Annotated in this window: 18 protein-coding genes and 1 pseudogene; 7 read left to right on the top strand and 12 right to left on the bottom strand. The window is 63.9% G+C overall.

Translation table 11 applies throughout. The features are described from left to right. Nucleotides 1–215 precede the first annotated feature (215 nt). Nucleotides 216–2,213, top strand: coding sequence for a rhamnogalacturonan lyase (locus tag AC5RUQ_RS13910; protein ID WP_493947921.1), 1,998 nt, complete (start codon nt 216–218; stop codon nt 2,211–2,213). A gap of 132 nt (nt 2,214–2,345) precedes the next feature. Here AC5RUQ_RS13910 and AC5RUQ_RS13905 read toward each other — a convergent pair whose 3' ends face one another. The 4 genes from AC5RUQ_RS13905 to AC5RUQ_RS13890 form a co-directional block, all read right to left on the bottom strand. Further along, entirely contained in the window at nt 2,346–3,281 is a 936-nt protein-coding gene (locus tag AC5RUQ_RS13905) for an SRPBCC family protein (RefSeq protein WP_493947920.1), read from the bottom strand. A gap of 149 nt (nt 3,282–3,430) precedes the next feature. Beyond that, nucleotides 3,431–4,132 (bottom strand): SRPBCC family protein, encoded by a 702-nt coding sequence (locus AC5RUQ_RS13900; RefSeq protein ID WP_493948137.1) that lies wholly within the window; start codon nt 4,130–4,132, stop codon nt 3,431–3,433. Nucleotides 4,133–4,304: 172 nt separating this feature from the next. Next, entirely contained in the window at nt 4,305–6,950 is a 2,646-nt protein-coding gene (locus tag AC5RUQ_RS13895) for an exo-rhamnogalacturonan lyase family protein (RefSeq protein WP_493947919.1), read from the bottom strand. A 245-nt stretch (nt 6,951–7,195) separates the two neighbouring features. Further along, nucleotides 7,196–8,083 carry an SAM-dependent methyltransferase gene (locus AC5RUQ_RS13890; RefSeq protein ID WP_493947918.1) on the bottom strand — a complete coding sequence of 296 codons (888 nt, stop codon included), beginning with the start codon at nt 8,081–8,083 and terminating at the stop codon, nt 7,196–7,198. 576 nt (nt 8,084–8,659) lie between these two features. Between AC5RUQ_RS13890 and AC5RUQ_RS13885 the strand changes: the two genes are divergently transcribed. From AC5RUQ_RS13885 to AC5RUQ_RS13870, 4 genes are all read left to right on the top strand, one after another. Continuing rightward, the gene (locus AC5RUQ_RS13885) at nt 8,660–9,409 is read left to right on the top strand and encodes a pentapeptide repeat-containing protein (protein WP_493947917.1); all 750 of its coding nucleotides are present in this window, start codon (nt 8,660–8,662) and stop codon (nt 9,407–9,409) included. Nucleotides 9,410–9,634: 225 nt separating this feature from the next. Beyond that, nucleotides 9,635–10,039, top strand: coding sequence for a VOC family protein (locus tag AC5RUQ_RS13880; RefSeq protein ID WP_493947916.1), 405 nt, complete (start codon nt 9,635–9,637; stop codon nt 10,037–10,039). Further along, nucleotides 10,036–10,314 carry a winged helix-turn-helix transcriptional regulator gene (locus tag AC5RUQ_RS13875; RefSeq protein WP_493947915.1) on the top strand — a complete coding sequence of 93 codons (279 nt, stop codon included), beginning with the start codon at nt 10,036–10,038 and terminating at the stop codon, nt 10,312–10,314. The genes AC5RUQ_RS13880 and AC5RUQ_RS13875 overlap by 4 nt, the downstream gene beginning before the upstream one ends. A gap of 174 nt (nt 10,315–10,488) precedes the next feature. Further along, complete coding sequence (locus AC5RUQ_RS13870) at nt 10,489–10,920, top strand: hypothetical protein (protein ID WP_493947914.1); 432 nt, start codon at nt 10,489–10,491, stop codon at nt 10,918–10,920. 206 nt (nt 10,921–11,126) lie between these two features. Here the strand turns inward: AC5RUQ_RS13870 and AC5RUQ_RS13865 are convergent, their stop codons facing one another. Both AC5RUQ_RS13865 and AC5RUQ_RS13860 read right to left on the bottom strand, forming a co-directional pair. Then, a complete protein-coding gene (locus AC5RUQ_RS13865) occupies nt 11,127–11,717 on the bottom strand; it encodes a hypothetical protein (RefSeq protein WP_493947913.1) in 591 nt (196 codons plus the stop codon). Nucleotides 11,718–11,822: 105 nt separating this feature from the next. Beyond that, on the bottom strand, nt 11,823–12,440 hold the full coding sequence (locus AC5RUQ_RS13860) for a hypothetical protein (protein WP_493947912.1): 618 nt from the start codon (nt 12,438–12,440) through the stop codon (nt 11,823–11,825). A gap of 437 nt (nt 12,441–12,877) precedes the next feature. Here AC5RUQ_RS13860 and AC5RUQ_RS13855 point away from each other — a divergent pair, with 437 nt between their 5' ends. Further along, nucleotides 12,878–13,660 (top strand): hypothetical protein, encoded by a 783-nt coding sequence (locus tag AC5RUQ_RS13855; RefSeq protein ID WP_493947911.1) that lies wholly within the window; start codon nt 12,878–12,880, stop codon nt 13,658–13,660. A gap of 179 nt (nt 13,661–13,839) precedes the next feature. Here the strand turns inward: AC5RUQ_RS13855 and AC5RUQ_RS13850 are convergent, their stop codons facing one another. From AC5RUQ_RS13850 to AC5RUQ_RS13840, 3 genes and pseudogenes are all read right to left on the bottom strand, one after another. After that, on the bottom strand, nt 13,840–13,944 hold the full coding sequence (locus AC5RUQ_RS13850) for a hypothetical protein (protein ID WP_493948135.1): 105 nt from the start codon (nt 13,942–13,944) through the stop codon (nt 13,840–13,842). 139 nt (nt 13,945–14,083) lie between these two features. Further along, a pseudogene (locus AC5RUQ_RS13845) lies at nt 14,084–14,275 on the bottom strand (LD-carboxypeptidase); the annotation flags it as partial. A gap of 121 nt (nt 14,276–14,396) precedes the next feature. Further along, a complete protein-coding gene (locus AC5RUQ_RS13840) occupies nt 14,397–14,546 on the bottom strand; it encodes a hypothetical protein (protein WP_493947910.1) in 150 nt (49 codons plus the stop codon). Nucleotides 14,547–14,757: 211 nt separating this feature from the next. Between AC5RUQ_RS13840 and AC5RUQ_RS13835 the strand changes: the two genes are divergently transcribed. Then, nucleotides 14,758–15,369 (top strand): NADPH-dependent FMN reductase, encoded by a 612-nt coding sequence (locus tag AC5RUQ_RS13835; RefSeq protein ID WP_163165931.1) that lies wholly within the window; start codon nt 14,758–14,760, stop codon nt 15,367–15,369. Nucleotides 15,370–15,451: 82 nt separating this feature from the next. Here AC5RUQ_RS13835 and AC5RUQ_RS13830 read toward each other — a convergent pair whose 3' ends face one another. From AC5RUQ_RS13830 to AC5RUQ_RS13820, 3 genes are all read right to left on the bottom strand, one after another. After that, complete coding sequence (locus AC5RUQ_RS13830; protein WP_493947909.1) at nt 15,452–15,925, bottom strand: sensor histidine kinase; 474 nt, start codon at nt 15,923–15,925, stop codon at nt 15,452–15,454. A 129-nt stretch (nt 15,926–16,054) separates the two neighbouring features. Further along, complete coding sequence (locus AC5RUQ_RS13825) at nt 16,055–16,255, bottom strand: PfkB family carbohydrate kinase (RefSeq protein WP_493947908.1); 201 nt, start codon at nt 16,253–16,255, stop codon at nt 16,055–16,057. A gap of 83 nt (nt 16,256–16,338) precedes the next feature. Next, nucleotides 16,339–16,515, bottom strand: coding sequence for a hypothetical protein (locus tag AC5RUQ_RS13820; protein ID WP_493947907.1), 177 nt, complete (start codon nt 16,513–16,515; stop codon nt 16,339–16,341). Nucleotides 16,516–16,548: the final 33 nt, after the last annotated feature.

Raw genomic sequence — 16,548 nt, 5'->3', positions numbered from 1 at the left:
TAACGAAACGTGATAGAACAAATTCGCCCACAAAGCAACGCCAAAATCCTTGACCCGCCCCCGCCGGCGCTGATAGACCAGTAGGGCAGAAAGCGTTTTCCACTCTTCGCCAGCCACCCCCCCTTCTCCCCGGAGCTGGGCGGTCAGCCTTAGTGAAACGTTCCAAACTGTCGTGCGGCAGACTCAGCTGCCGCCGCATCAAAGGAGATGTTCCCTTGCTCTATCCCTCACAATGTTCCCGTCCGTCCCGGGCCGGCCGCGCCTGGAAGGCTGCTCCGCTGGTGGCGGCTGCCTCACTCACCGTCGCCGCACTGGCGTTCACCGGCGTGCCCCTGGCCCAAGCCAACCCCAGCACGGCCCCCGGGCAGTCCGGCAAGGCAGGGCTCCAGCGCCAGGTGGAGAACCTGGACCGGGCACCTGTGGCTGTACTGACGGACCAGGGCGTCACCCTGGGCTGGCGCATGCTGGGCCTGGACAAGGACAGCGTGGGCTTCCACGTGATCCGCGACGGCGTCCAGCTCACCGAAGAGCCCATCCGAAACACCACCACCTACGTTGACCCTGCCGGAACCGCAGACTCCAAGTACGTCATCAAGACCGTGGGAAACGGCAATGGGCAGGACAAGCTCAGCGCTGAGGTCACCCCACTGGCCCAGAACTACCTCGCCATCAAGCTGGACAAGCCGGCCGACGGCGTCGGAAAGGACGGGAAGCCGTACACGTACTCGGCCAACGATGCCAGCGTTGCAGACCTGGACGGCGACGGCAGCTACGAGATCGTCCAGCTCTGGAACCCCTCCAACGCGCAGGATAACTCGAAGTCCGGCTACACCGGCAACGTGTATGTTGACGCCTACAAGATGGACGGCACCAGGCTGTGGCGCATCGACCTGGGCCAGAACATCCGTGCCGGTGCGCACTACACACAGGTGCTTGCCTACGATTTCGACGGCGACGGCAAGGCTGAAGTGTCCATGAAGACGGCGGACGGCACCAAGGACGGGGCCGGAACCGTGGTCGGCGACCCCGCCGCGGACTACCGCAACAGTGGCGGGTACGTGCTGTCCGGGCCGGAATTCCTTACGGTCTTCAACGGCGCCACCGGCACCATCATGGACACCGTGCCCTACGACCCGCCGCGGGGCAACGTCAGCTCCTGGGGTGACAACTACGGCAACCGCGTGGACCGCTTCCTGGCGGGCGTCGCGTACCTCGACGGCGAGCGGCCGTCCATGATGTTCAGCCGCGGCTACTACACCCGCGCCGTGCTGGTCACCTATGACCTGGTGGACGGCAAGCTGGTGAAGCGCTGGACGTTCGACTCGGACGTTTCCGGGGCAGAGTACAAGGGCCAGGGCAACCACAACCTGTCTGTGGCCGACGTTGACCAGGACGGCAAGGACGAGTTCGTCTTCGGTTCAATGACCATCGACGACGACGGCAAGCCGCTGTACAACACCAAACTGGGCCACGGCGACGCCATCCACACCAGCGATTGGGATCCGTCCCGCCCCGGGCTGGAGACCTTCGCCGTACACGAGAGCATGAGCCAGAGCGGCAACCGCGGCGCCACCTTCCGCGACTCTGCCACCGGCGAGGTGCTGTGGAGCATTCCCGCTACCCGGGACACGGGGCGCGGCGCCATCGGGGATATCGATCCCCGCCACGCCGGCGCTGAAGGCTGGGCTGTTGGCGGCGACGCTGCCTGGAACTCACCTGTCGGCTTCCTGATGTCTTCGAAGGGCGAAAAGATTGCCAACAAGATCCCGGCCGCCAACTTCATGGCCTGGTGGGACGGCGACCTCCTCCGCGAAATCGTTGACCACGACTTCGACGCCGTTGCCGGTGTGGGCGTCCCCACCGTTTCCAAGTGGAACTGGGAAACCGAGACCAGCGACCGCCTGCTGACGGCTACCGGCGCCAGGACCAACAACCACACCAAGGGCAACCCCTCGCTCCAGGCGGACCTCCTGGGCGACTGGCGCGAGGAACTGGCCTTCCCGTCGTCGGACAGCACCGAGTTGCGGATCTACACCAGTACCTCGCCCACCGAGGTCCGGCTCCGCACCCTCATGCATGACCCGATGTACCGGACGGGCGTGGCACGCGAAAGCGTCGCGTACAACCAGCCGCCGCACCCGAGCTTCTTCATCGGTGAAGGTATGGAAACCCCGGCCATGCCGTCCGTGAAGTACGCCGGCACGGACCAGTAGCACCAGAACAGCGAAGCGCCGCCCGCCTCCAATAGGAGGTGGGCGGCGCTTTCGTTATGTCCGGAATGTCCGACACCGGAGCCCTGCCTCAGCGGCAAGCCTCAGCCAGTTCCCGGCGTCGGTATGTCCCGGCTAGCGCTGGCCGATTCCGGCGACGGGCGGCAGGCCGCCGTCGGGCCCGCGGTCGTCGTCGCGGCGTTCCGCGCCGCTCAGGTTCTCGCCTTCGGCGGTCCCGTCGGACTCGCCGGTGGTGTCCACCAAGCCGTTCGTCTGATCGAAGGCGTGGCCGATCCTGTCATCGCCCAGGTCGGCGACGGAACCCGTAGAGCCGGCTGCCGCCGTCGTGCCCGTTGTTGTGCCGGTGCTTGTGGTGTCTGTCGTTGTGTCCGTTGAGATGGGCGTAACGGTGACTGGCTCCCCAGGAACCACAGGAGTTACCGTTTCATCGGCAGCTGCAGTGGTGTCCTTGTTGCCGCCGGCGGCCATAGCTGCTGCTACACCCGCTGCCGCGGCAACACCCAGGCCTGCGGCTACCTTGCCGGAGATGCCCGCCTTGCCTGAGTCGCCACGCGATCCTGCTGCGTCCTCGACGCCGGGCGTGCCTGCGGGTGCCCCGGAGCTGACGCTGCCGCGCCACGCTCCGCTGGCGTAGCCCTCATCCTCGATAAATTCCTTGAACCGCTGCAGGTCTGCCTCTGCCTGGCGCTCCACGACGTTGAGCTTGTCGCCCACCTTCTCAATAATGCCTTCGGGCTCGTACTCAAGCGTCAGCTGCAGGGAGGTCTGGCCGCCGCCGATGTCCTCGAACTCGATTGCGCCGGCGTTTGTGGCGCCTTCCGTAGCGGCCCAGGCCACTTTGCGGTCGGGGATCTGCTCCAGGATCTTGGCTTCCCACTGCCTGCGGATGCCACCGATCTCGGCCACCCACTCCAGCCGGTCGTCACTGAGCTGCGTTACGCTCTTGACGCCGCCCATGAAGTGCGGGAACTCCTCGAACTGGGTCCACTGGTTGTAAGCGGTGCTTACCGGTACGTTCACCAGAATGCGTTTTTCCACCTTCGTGCTCATAACGTCTCCTTCGCTTGTTACCGGAAGCTGATGAGTCGGTAAAATCATCAGCATGCTTACCAACATACCTTTTCGGGTGGCTGGTTTCCAGAGCAAGAAATAACGGCGGCGGCAGGGGGCGCGGAGAGTCCGTGTCGTAGAAGGGCTGGTCAGGTCTGCCCGAAAAGGTTGCCATAGGGCGGGATTCCCTCCCCGTTATGGCGATTCCGCCGTGCAGTGGAGCTGTAGTTCTCGCCTTCAGCTGTTTCGTCCGACTCGCCCTCGAAGTCCACCAGGCCGCCGGTTTGGTCGAACGGGTGCTCAAACCGGTTGTAGGGCCGCGGCTCTCCGGTAGTCCCTGCGGTTGTCTCTGCAGTTTCAGCTGTCGCCGTGGGTGTTGCCGCTGCCCCGGTGGCTGTCCCCGGAATGGTCTCGCGCCAGGCCCCGGTGGCGTGGCCCTCGTGTTCGATGAATTCCTTGAACTTTTTCAGGTCGTGCTCTGCCTGGCGGCCCACGACGTGGAGCAGGTTGCCCACCTTCTCCACCACGCCTGCAGGCTGGTACTCGAGCGTCAGTGCCAGTTCGGTCCTGTTGTGTCCGAGGTCCCGGAATTCGATCGTGCCGGAGTTCGTGGCACCCTCGGTGGACGCCCAGGCCACTTTGCGGTCCGGTACCTGCTCGACGATTTTGGCTTCCCACGTCCGGTGGACGCCGGCGATGTGGGCAACCCACCTCAGGTGGTCATCACTCAGCTGGGTCACGCTGTCCACGCCGCCCATGAAGTGCGGAAAATCCTCGAACTGCGTCCACTGGTTATAGGCCGTGCTGACCGGCACATCCACCACGATCCGTTTCTCCACTTTCGTGCTCATCATGTCTCCTTTGACTGAACCGAATCCGATGAGAAATCTGGGGTCATCAGTAGCTTTACGATAGCCGCGCCGGAAGCCCCCAACCACCATGGGAGGGGACGGACGACGGCGGCACCTGGCGTTTGGAATTCAGCCCGCCGGGGTGCCGCCGTCGTACGTCGGAGCCTGACGGCTAGCGCAGCTGGTTGCCGATCAGCGCCAGGTTCTGGATGACTGCCAAGCCGAACTGGGAGGCGTCGTTGGTGGAGACGGTGGGTGCCTCGTCCACGGGCAGCAGCACCTGCGGCGGCTCGATCGTCCGCAGAGTGAAGGCCGATTCGTGGTTCAGGTGCTCCCCGCCTTCCGCGAAGCTCGTCCAGGCCCGGGCGGCCAGCTCCGGGTCGTTCAACCGGGCCGCGGCGTAAGCCGTGAGGCGGCTGTGCGCCTGGGTGAGGTAAATCCCGGCCAGCGGCTGGCCCACGGCCTCCACCTGCTCCTCTTTCGTGGCCAGGAAGAGCCGGCAATACTGCAGCCAGGCCCGCTCGAACTCCGGATCACGGACCAGGTCCACCAGCTCGCTGCAGATTTCCACCAGGCCGAAGACTGCGCTGAGGTGTGAGACCTGGATGAGTTCCCGGCCGGTATCGAACCGTCCCCTGTCCAGGTCGTACAGGGCCTCACCGGTGAGGAAGCCGTACTTGAGGGCACCGATGTCCGCCATGGTGCCCAGCAGCCGGTCGCGGGAGCGGGGGTTCCCGGTGCGCTCCCAGTCGGTGAGCCACGTGGCCGCCAGGGAACCCCAATCCGTGCCCAGCCCCACGCCGAGTGCGTTCCGGTTGGGACGGTAGGTGTCAGCGTCTGGCCGGACCTTTCGGACCGGGTCCAACCCCAGGAAGTTCTGGTCGCTGTCCACCAGTTCGGACAGCAGGTCCCCGGTCCGTTCGTCCGCCGTCAGGTAGTAGTAGAACCGGCGGTAGGTGGGGGTGCTGATGCGCAGCTGCTTGGCGCTGCAGCCCCAGTGCTGGACATTGTGGCGGGAGCCAAGGCCCTTCCAGGGGCCGAGGTGGTAGACGTCCACCTCGCCGGTGTGCCGGGTCATGGCTTCGGCGAAGCGGAAGATGTCCGCCCTTCCGGAGCGCAGGTACGAGTACCAGAGCCACAGGTCCGGGGAGAGCTCGGAGTTGTCCCAGGCATAGCCGCCCACGTCGTACCGCCACACGTGCCGGTCATGATCGTAGGTGTGCATGACGTCGCCGTAGTTCCAGAAGCCGTACCAGCGGCGCTGCTCCACCTGCCCGGCATAGAAATCGAAGAGGAAGTCCAGGTGGTCCTCAAGTTCGGCCCGGGCGGGGGTGCTGCGGTCCACGGGGTCCCAATCGCCGAAGACGCCCACACGGTGCAGGTATTCGGGTGTGGCTTGCAGCAGGGCCGGGGTTGAGGCGGCTTGAGCGTCGGCAGCGACGCTTTCCGTTGCGGGCGTGCCCTCGTAGGCGAAGAGAGTTAACTCATGTGTGCGGGCAATCCCGGTGGCGTTGCCGAAGCCCGGCTCGTAGTCCTCATACGTGATCTCGAGCCCCTCGAGCTGTTCTTCGAAGGTGTCTTGGCCCAGGCCATCGTGGTAGAAGCGGAGGTCCATGGGCTGCGCCTCGGGGGAGTACAGCCAGGCGGTCATTGACGGCTCGCCGGTGGCCGCACCACGGATGTCCAGCTGGCCGGGGTGGGACTGCCAGAAGTCCTTGATGCCCACGCCGAAACCGCCGCGGGTATCGCTCAGCGAGCAGAATCCGGCCGACCTGGTTCCGCCGGAGATCCCCACCCAGGCGTGGCCTTCGGCGGTGCGCTTCCGGAGTTCGAAGCCGTCCGCGCTGAGCTGCGTGAGCGTGTAGTCATTCCACTCGGGAATCAGGTGGAGCCGCTCCGAAACCTCCGGGTTCCATCCGGTCAGCGGCGGCGTGGGCCGGCCTTCCACCTGCGCCCGGCGGACCTCCTCGCCCGGGTCCCGGCGCAGGCCGGTGAGCCCACGCACGCCTTCAACCAGGAATCCGCCGTCGGCCCCGGCGATCCGGATGTGCCGGTCATGAAGCTCGGCCTCCAGCGGCAATGAAAACCGAACGCCCAGCCCGGCCAGGAAGTCCTGCTCGGCGTCGCCATCCCAGATGAATGAATGCACCATCCGCACACTGCGGGCGTTGGCGTAGAAATAGAATCGCACCACAAACGGCAGCCAGCTGCGGCGGCCGCTGGCCGGCGCGTCGGGGCGGTGTTGTCCTTCCAGCCGAACGACGGCACGAACGGGACCAGCTTGTTCAATCACGACGGCGGTGACCTCGCCGGTGAAGGCCTCCCGGCTGGCGGTGCCCGCACCCTCCGGAATGCTGTCCTGCAGAAGGCTGACCAGGCGGGCATCCCGGGCCACTTCGGTTCCGCCGCGTGTAAGGCTGCTGAAAAGGTGGGAACCGCTGCAGTCGATCACCATCTGCAGTGTGCCCGTGTCCACCGTGAACGCTTCGGCCGTTTCGGTGACGGTGACGCTGGGGAGGCTCGACGGCGGGAGGCCAACTTTGGCGGCTGAGGCGCCGCCGTCGGCCGTTACCTCATATGCCTCGGAGGGAGCGCCGGTGGCAGGGATCGCCAACCCGGCCCATTTGAGCGAACCGTCGGGCCAGGTGGCAAGGGGCCAGGCCTGGCTTGGGGTGGGATTGCCATCCCGATCACGGACGCTGAGTTCCGCAGCGTCCGCTACTTTTCCGCGTGGAAACGGCATACCCCAGGTGGTGCCGCTGCTGATTTCTGCCGGGGCGTCGCCATCGATCCACCTGACCAGCGTATTTTTAATCATCGTGTCCAATTCCGTTGTGTTTGTTTCCGCTATTCCGGTTCATGCCCGGACCGCCAGCCCGCGGCCCGCCAGGAGCGAGAAACCGCTTTCTGATTCGTTTCAAAATAGTCGCAGGCGAAAGCGAACCGCAAGGGGTGGCCACCATCTGGAGGGCGTTTCTTAGCCACTCGCCCCGCGCACGCTGGCGGTTGCGTAGCGTGAGGGCCCTGGGGTTCTCCAGAGTTTGGCCGTAGCGGTGCTGGCGATCAGGCCGACTCCTGCTGCGTTGTTTTGCCGGGTACGCGTGGCGCCCCGTTCTCCCTCGTCTTCGACAGCGTGAATATCCCATAGCGCATTGCACCGGTCCGGTAGGCCAGGATCAGGCGGGGGATGCTCAGGATGAAGATGCGGTTGCGTGCGCCGAGGGCGAAGCGAAGGGTCTCGCGGTCCACGAGCAAGGTCTTCACAAGGCGACGGGCGCACACCGTCCATGTGCGCGCTACGCGGCGGCTGACATCTTCATAGTCCTCGACCGTAAAGCCCGCGGCGATTGCCATTGCCTCGTACTCCTCGCGGGTGCCCATCGAGGGTAGGCGCCCTTCGCGGCAAATCGGCTCGAGCAGGTGGCGGACCTTCCACCCGCTCGCATCAGTCCCAGCGAGCCACGCGCAAACGACGAAGCGGCCGCCGGGCGACAGCACGCGATGCGCCTCGGCGAAGAACCTGGGCTTGTCGACCATGTGCTCGCTCGACTCGATTGCCCATGCGGCATTGGCCGAGGCGTCGGGCAGCCCGTTGACGAGCCAGTCGCGGAGATGGATGTCCACGTCGGGCATGGGACGGGCGGCGGCATAGTCGGCCTGCTCAGCGGAAAGCGTGAAGCCGGTAACGCGGACGCTGTGTGTCACCGCGAGCTGCCTTGCGGTGGAGCCATAGCCGCAGCCGACGTCGACGCACGCCTCGCCGGGCATAAGGCGGAGCCGATCGCCGACGGTGTCGACTAGTGCCTCGACGGCCTCGGCGGGCGTCTCGCGACCCGTCGCCCATAGCCCGTGATGGACATGCTCACCCCACACCTGACGATAAATCGGGTCGAGCTCGTCGTAGTGGTCTGCGACCGCCACGGCGTCCTGGGAAGTATTGGGGACGATCACGCCATCACGTTATAACGCCGATCCATGCCAGCGTAAGGTCTCGCCTCACGAATCCAGGGCTTCTAAGGTCGTTGCGGCGCAACGCAGGCTCCCATGCGCTCCTTCGAGTGCCGGCGTCACCTGTCTCGTAACTGGCGTCACCTGTCTCGTAACTAACGATGAGTACTCGATTTTGGCCTAAAGGTTGCAAGACATAGTTATGAGGGCTAGCAACAGCGCCGAGGCAACAATTTTCATGCTGGCTGCGCGCTCGACGACCGGCTAACGGGCGGGGAGGACGTGATGCTACGTTTGACCGCAGTGACATTCTTATTTTCTCTGTGACCCAGAGTCGATGCAGCGGTTCCCGTTCGCTTCCCTCGGAAGCGGTGATTTCCTGTGCCCTCGAAGGGGACTCCCTCGCGAGTCCCCATGGCACCCGGTCCTTAACCGAACTCATCCAGAGAAGATCACATACCCTTCACGTCGAGCGACTCCACTGCGCCCTCCTCGCCCGCTCTTAACCGGGAATCATTGCGCCCTGATTGCGGCAACTGCTTCGCGCTCTGCTGCACAGCCCTAGGCTTTTCCCGCACCATGGACTTCGCCATCGACAAACCAGCAGGAACTCCCTGCCGGAACCTCGACTCAGATTTCTCCTGCACCATCCACGACAGCCTCCGACCACGAGGCTTCCGAGGATGCACCGTCTTCGACTGCTTCGGGGCCGGCCAAAACGTCTCCCAAAACCTCTTTCAAGGCGTCAGCTGGAAAGCGGACCCAGGAACAGCGAAAGACATGTTCCCGGCGTTCAAGGTCGTTCGGCAACTCCACGAAATGCTCTGGTACCTGACAGAAGCCACGAACCGGACGTTCGACCCGGACACTTCGCACCACGTCAGCGAGCTCAGAATGACCATCGAAGATGTAATGGGCGATACGCAGGAGGTCTTCTCCCTGAACCTTGGCGACATGCACGCCCGGGTTCGCTCCGTGCTGATGGACGTCAGCGAAGAAGTGCGATCCTCATATCTCGCCACTGGTGACGATCATCTAGATGCGGCGTTTGTCCCGGGAGCGGACCTCATGGGTAAGAAAATGAAGTCCAAGTCACTGCGTGGGGCGGACCTTCGAGGCGCCTATCTCATTGCTACGGACCTGCGAGGCTGCGACCTTTCAGGCGCTGACCTCCTCGGCGCTGACCTCAGAGACGCCCGTCTCGAAGGAGCCGATCTTTCCAAAACCCTCTATCTGACGCAGGTCCAACTCAACGCCGCTCAAGGCGATGTACACACACTCCTGCCCTCCGAGCTCGACAGTCCTGCTCATTGGCCCATCAACAGCTAAGGACAACGCACCGGTGGTCACCGGCAGGCATCCACATTCAGCAGTTGCCTGCCGGTCAGTACTTAGAACCATCGACGAGTAAGTATTCGGTAGCCCATCCCTGGCTGCACCAATGCCGAACGCACGGTCTGGTCTCTATTACTCGGCCGTACCTTACAAGCCCGGCACGTCGTGAAGCGCGGCCGGGGCTTGACGTCTTACTTGCATTTTGCAAGTATGGGCCGCATGAGCCTTTTCATTACCTGCCCGGTTGAGAGCGTTGAGCGCGCTACCGCTTTTTATACCGCCCTAGGCTGGACCCTCAACACCAACATGTCCGATCACAACGTGTCATGCTTCGCGATGGCCCCCGAGCAGTACGTCATGCTCGGCAGCCGCGAGATGTACGCGAGCGTCGGCGGCGCCGAGGAGCTGGTCGGCGGACCCGACACCCCCTCGAAGGTCACGGTCTCATTCGACCTCGGCAGCCGCGAGGCGGTCGACGAGCTCATCGAACGCGCCGGCGCCGCCGGCGGGCGGATCGGTGACACCGACGACTACCCATTCATGTACCAGCGCCAATTCGACGACCCCGACGGCTACCACTACTCGCCGTTTTGGATGAAGCCGGACGCCGATCCGACCGCGTGAGCAACCTCGCCGCGGCCCTCGACATCGTCGGAGCGCGGTGGTCCCTGCTCGTCGTGGAGCGGCTGCTCGACGGGCCACAGCGCTACGGCGACCTGCAGCGCGACCTCGGAGTGCCGACCAACATACTTGCGACCCGCCTGCGTGAGCTCGAGGCCGCCGGCATACTGTCCCGCCTGCCCCTCCGGCACAACACCCGGGCCTACGCGCTGACCGATCGCGGGCTCGCCTTGCGCGAGGCGATCGTCGCGCTAGCACGCTGGGGCGGCGAGGAATGACCTAGGTGTGGCGCGGAATCGCGATGCGCTCCGACAAGCTCCCCGGCAGCTACAAGGCCGGAGCCGAGACGATCAGCGTTGGGGGGACGAGGCGCTTGTCACGGAGCGCATCCAACCGCGGCCGGCGTTTTTGCCATAGCCTTTCAAAACTTTCATCGATTCGACAGGACCCGCGTGCAGAACGGCATTTCAGGCAGCAACATGGGTGGCGGCCCCCACTACGACGACCAAGTCCGCAATCAGCACGAACAGGCCCTGGCACGCGGTGACAAGAGAATCCTGTTCCGCACGGTGGAGGGAAGGCTTCACAGCTACGCCAAAGATGAGCTCGGAGTGGTCACTGCCAGTTCCCACCCCCAGGTGCGGTCCGCTGGCGGCTTCCTGGTGATGGCTTGCGTCTTCGCTGCTGTGGCAGTCTTCTCTGTCTTTCTGGTGGCCGGGCCGGCCAGCAGGGGCCAAGATCCCATGTGGAGCGCCTTGTCCCTGACGGCGGCCGGGTTAGGAGGGGCGGTGTACGCCGTGAGGATGGCGGGAGTGGCAGTTAAGGCTAAACGCCTGCGAGCGGAGCGGGGAATCCCCGACCCGACGACCCGCCAGTTCGATTAATTCATCGCTGCGGCGCTATTGGGAACACGGGACAGTCAAAAAAATCATGAATATGCATCGGATTTTCAGTAATTATTGAGAACTCTTGATTCATCCTCAGGATGGTGAGTGCGGGCACGAATTCACTGCTCCAAAGCTCCCTGGTCGCTTTTGGCGACAGGTACCGGCCGGTCGAAAAGCGCCGGTGATCAGTTGGAATTCAGTGCCTAGTCACGCTGCATCTGAACGGTGATCTCGTAGGAATCTGAGCCTTCTGAAGACTCTTCGATGCAGAGTGACTCTCTGCTTGCTCCGTGAGACTCGGTACTGATGCAGCCCACATACCGTCCCAAAACGGGGCCGTCTGAGTTGGACTTCATGCCGAATCGGTTTGCTGTCTCTTCCAGGCTGATCTTGTGATCCACGGACCACCGGGCGGACAAACGCAGGCAGGATGTGTCGATGGAGAGACATCCAGGGTCGACCTTGGGATCGTGGCGGAAGACCTCAACCCAATCAGCCTCCGGCACGTTGTCAGCCCGGGCCATCATTTCGCTAGCCTTCTCCGCCTGGGTGCCTCCACCACCGTTGATCTCTTGGACGAGAGCGGAGCATCCCATGAATCCAAGGATGCAGAGCAGTGTCACTGCCAGTGCGATTCCACCGAGTATCCAGCCAAGTTTGCTCTTTTTCTGCGGGGGAGGCCCCTGCCACCCGTGCTGTGGTGGTCCATAGTAGGGCTGTTGCGGATGCTGCCCCTGGCGGGTGTGGGGCGGTTGAAGTGGATACGGCGGCTGGTGCTGTTGGTGCGGGTCCATTGCGTAGCCTCTCTGGTTGAATTACTTGCGTCTCCTGCTGGTTGCAGCCCGCCCGGGTTACCGGCACTCGGCGGCGGGTCTGTAACGGCAACGAGCCAAAGGCAGTCAGGCCGGGCTGACATGCACGATGATGACGTGGGTGTTTTTGGAGCCGTCGTAACGGAGGTCGTACTGGACCTGGAGGCCTGTTAAGGTCCCCGGCGCCAGCGCAAAGTCGCTCTTGTCCTCCGGCCGGCTGGAGATGGAGTCGATCCGGCGCTCGGCGGTATCACTGGGGATGCCGTAGCGGTGCACGGCGTCACGGATCAGGGCGGTGTAGTCCTCCAGAGACGCGGCCGTGAGGAAGTAGGTGACTTCGGTGAAGTCAGACCTTGTATTCATGCCGTTCAGGCGCAGTCTGTCGGTTTTCGCACTGACCGTTCCGCTGGGCCCCTGAATCTCCAGGGAAATTACGCCCTCGGGCATGAGGACATCCGGGGCTTCGTTGTTGCCATCCTTCAGGCCGGCGCTCTCCTTCGTGAGCCGTCCTGAGGTCATATCCAGCCGGGCGGATTTGGACGCCTTAATTTGTGCGATCCCGGCCTCATCCAGGCGGGCGTAGCCGTCGGCGGCCGCTGTCGCTGTGGTGGTAGCGTCAGCGCCTCCATAGGGGACGACACAGCCGGTGAGCAACAGCGGGACAAGCAGAATCGACGCGGCAAAGCCCTTCAATGTATCCCCCAATAAGCGTGTGTGACCGTCAGGCCAGTAAATCATTGTGCATGGAGGACCAAGGAACTCCGAGCCTGGGTAGTTGTCCCCATGGCCGCTGGCGACATTCTCAGCCACTTTGAGGCCCAAAAGGTCGAGGGAGCCCTTCTTCTCGACCGTTTGAAGAAGCACGATCCGCAAAAGCGATTGTTCATTGAGAGTGTTTCCTTGGTAGTGATGCGGATGTGGAGTTTGCCGCTAAATGGCGGCGTTCTGTGATCGCTAGATGTTCATGGCTGCCCCCGGACCGTCTTGTATCGCTAGGGTTTCGAGACGTTCTCCGTAGAACTCTTCATTGTCACGAGTTCTGTGCCGGAGGAGACTTGAGGCGACGGCATCCCATCCCGGGCCGCCCGCGGGGCCACCCGGCTGCGGGGCCTCACAGTACCCTCTAGCGGCTTGGTGGATCGATGACCTCCATGACTCCCCTCAAAAAGCCCGCTCAGCGGTCGCGCCATCTCTTGCCCTCGGTGGCTATCGCACTGCTGGCATGTTTCGGCCTCTCGGCGTGCACCGCCCCCGAAGCGCCATCCCCCGCAGCAACGACGGAGGCCCGCACGGTCCCACCGCTGCCCACGGTCCCACCGCTGCCCACGGTCCCACCGCTACCGGACAGCGGCGACATCGACGCTGGTACATACCTCGTCACCAGCTTCACAGAGAATTTCGAGATCACCGTCCCAGAGGGCTGGGCGAGTGAAGACGGCGATGGCCTTGGAAAGGACGACCCGGATCACCCGGATGATTTGGGGGTCTTTGTCGGTTGGTGGCCCTCCAACTATGTGCCGACGGACGCATGCGCGTGGCAGGGCGCGCTCGTCGAGGTCAATCGGTCGGCTAAGGCCTTCGTCGACGCGATGACGGCGCAGACGTCAACGGCCAGCACCCCTCCCGTCGAGGTCGTGGTGGGCGATTACTCCGGCGTCGAGTTCGACCACTCCGTCGAAGGCGACGTGGACATCAAAGCCTGCGACAACGGTCAGTTTTGCGTCCACTCAGAATATTCGAACCTATGCACACGCTGGTACTCGAGCGCCGCTGAGCGCGAAACCTATCGGGTGGTCAACCTGAACGGCCAGCGCGCTATGTTCTGGGTGGTCCAATTCCATGAATCGATCAATCCGGAGCTGACAAGAGAGGCACGCGCCGTCTTCGACTCGATCGTGTTCAAGGTCCGACAAGTGACCAGCTGATGCGATAGGCGATCCCGCCCGCGGGCGCCGACTCCTTCTCTGAGCCCACCAAGGTGTCTCATCGCCGTGTCTCATAGCCTCAGTGTCTTGAAAAAGCATGGGTTACGAGACGGCCTAGGAGTTCGAGGTGTCGCGGCGATATGCCGAGGATAGTCCTCTGACTGCTGCTCAGGGGGTGGTCAGTTGTAGAGCGCGCTGATAGTGCGGGCTGATCCGTTTATAGTGATGGGTCCGCCGTAGGGCAGGACCCATTGCGGGCGGGTATGGCCAAACGGCACCCCGATGCAGATGACGGCCTTGGGGTTGTACCGGATGACCTCCTCGATCAGAGCATCCCCGCTGGGCGGCCCGCAGGCGAGAGCGTTCCTCGGGCTCCGGCCGGTGCTCGAAATTGCTGGTTGGTGCCCTGGCTACGAGAATCCCCTGAACCGCGTTGAGGATGCCTCGCTCCCCGAGCGAGCGGACCCACCGCTTCACCCAGTCGGCAGGTGGGATCAGCTCACTGGTGTCCAGCAGCAGGATGCGCCCTTGCAGCTCAACAATCGACGGCAGCCGATCCGCCAACGCGAGCTGGTCGATGACCTCCAGACATCGACCCCAGGTCTGCCCCGCCACGAGCCGCTCCGGCCCGGCGGCCTCCAGGAGGTGAGGTGGACACCGTCAAAAAGCCACAGCTCCGGGCGCAGGTAGCGCTGCATGACTCAGTGCTTCAGAGGCGGCACATCAAGGGCAAGGGCTATGTGGCGGGCCCGGTGGTGTCCGGAGTGTCAGGTCCCTCGGCCGGGTCCTGGGTGTGTACCCGGATCTCCGTGATGTCGGCATCCGGGTCGCCCTCGGCGGGCGCCTCTGTGTGGACCCGCTCATCCTGCACTGGGTTCTCGCTCATGGCTGCTCCTGACCGCGCCGGGGACTTCGCTACAGATCATTCAGCGCTCCCCGGCCCGGGCTGTCAAGCACCTTCCACCGGCTCTGGCCGTGGGTTGGTCTTCTGTGCTGGACTGGTGCTGCAGTGGGCACCAAACCGCCGCCGGACGCGCGGCATCTTTTCCAGAACGAACTTGGACGCCGGTTCGGACCGGCTTTTGGAAGGAACACTCATGGCACCTTTTAAGATCGGATACTTCGTGGGGAGCCTCGCTACCGGCTCCATCAACAGGGTCCTTGCCAATGCGCTGATCAAACTCGCACCGGAGGACCTCGAGTTTACGGAAATCCCCATCAGGGACCTTCCTCTTTACAGCTACGATTACGACGCCGACTTCCCGCCGGAAGGCCGCGCTCTGAAGGAAGCCATCGAGGCTTCCGACGGCATCCTGTTCGTCTCACCCGAATACAACCGGTCCATCCCCGGTGCCCTCAAAAACGCCATCGACTGGGGCTCCCGCCCGTGGGGGAGCAACTCGTTCGCCCGCAAGCCCACCGGCATTATAGGCGCCTCCGTAGGCAGTATCGGCACGGCCGTGATGCAGTCCTCGTTCCGCAGCGTGCTGAGCTTCCTGGACGCGCCGCAGCTGAACGCCCCGGAGGCCTACATCCATTACGACGCTGCGGTATTCGGTGAGGACGGCGAGGTCCGGAACGAGGGCACCGCCAAGTTCCTTCGGCACTTTATGGACGAGTACGCGGCCTTCGTTGCCCGCGTCCTGGCCGCCAACGCACCCGGCCACATCGGCGACCTGGAGCACGACAGCGCGAAGCTGACGCGGTAGCGGCACCAAGTGCCGGAAGCTACGGATGCCCGCCGTCCCAGCGACGGCGGGCATCCGAGTCTTGTAGCAGTCATCCCGGTCTTTAGTCCAACGGCAGGGTGACGGTCACGCTCGTGCCCTCACCAGGGGCGGAACAGATGTCCACGGTGCCGCCCGCCTCATGCACGGCTACGGACATGAGGCGGAGGCCGTATCCGTGGTGGCGGCCGCGCGTGGCAAGCTTGCTGTCAAAGCCTGTGCCGTCGTCGGACACCACCAGGCGGATCCCGTGGTCGACGGCGGCGAGCTGGACGTTGAGCTGGGACGCTTCGGAATACTTGAATGCGTTGCTGAGCGCCTCCCGCGCCGACTGGTACAGCAGGGTGGCGCAATCCGCCGGAATCTCGATGCCCCAGTGCGGAGTATCCCAGCGGATGGCCGTCCCACGCTGACGGAGGGGTGCGGTGAGCCGGTCGATGCAGCCGGCCAGCCCCAAGGTGTAGAAGTCGAGCGGATGTTGATCCGTGAGCAGGCCTTCTACGGCTGTTACTTCGTCTGAAACTACTTTGTTTCCCATGACTTCCTGCTCCTGCAAGCTGTTTGTCTGATACCTCCAGCGTGAACCTCCAACTGCAACGGGTGGCAAGGTTTACCTCAAGATCCCATCAATTTTCCGCGCGGCGATGGGACGCGGGAGCAAAAGCAGTTATCGCTGGAACTGGGAGCGGAGTTCATCTCCAGTGGGGGGCCGGGTGCCGGCCCGGGATACCGTGGCGGCGGCGGCAGCGGCCGCGGTGCGTCCGAGCTGTTCGAGGACCGACGGCGCGTAGCCGCCGGTTCCGCGGGTGAGGAGTGCCGGGATCAGGGCCGACATGTAGGAGTCGCCGGCTCCAATGGAGTCAACCACTGTGGACTTCGTTGCCGGGATGCTGAAGGATTGCCATGACCTTTCCGGCGCCCGGGGAGAGGAAACTTGCGATCGAACCGGTGTCAAGGACCTTGGGCGGGGTGGGTGCAAAGTCGGGCGGTCCCCTCCCAGGTGATGTCGAAGGCGTAGCTCGCCGAACCATCGCGGGCGATGGTGGCGGCCGCCGTCGAGGTTCTCTCCAGTGAGCGGGAGCCGGGCAGGAGCGTCACCCCGGCGCCGGTGAGGGCTTGCCCGATCACGACGACGTCCGGCGCCTCCCGGGAGGGTTCGGC

Source organism: Arthrobacter sp. MDT2-3 (assembly GCF_059090465.1).
Note: the sequence above shows the minus strand (reverse complement) of the source record. Positions and strands in the feature narration are given on the sequence as shown.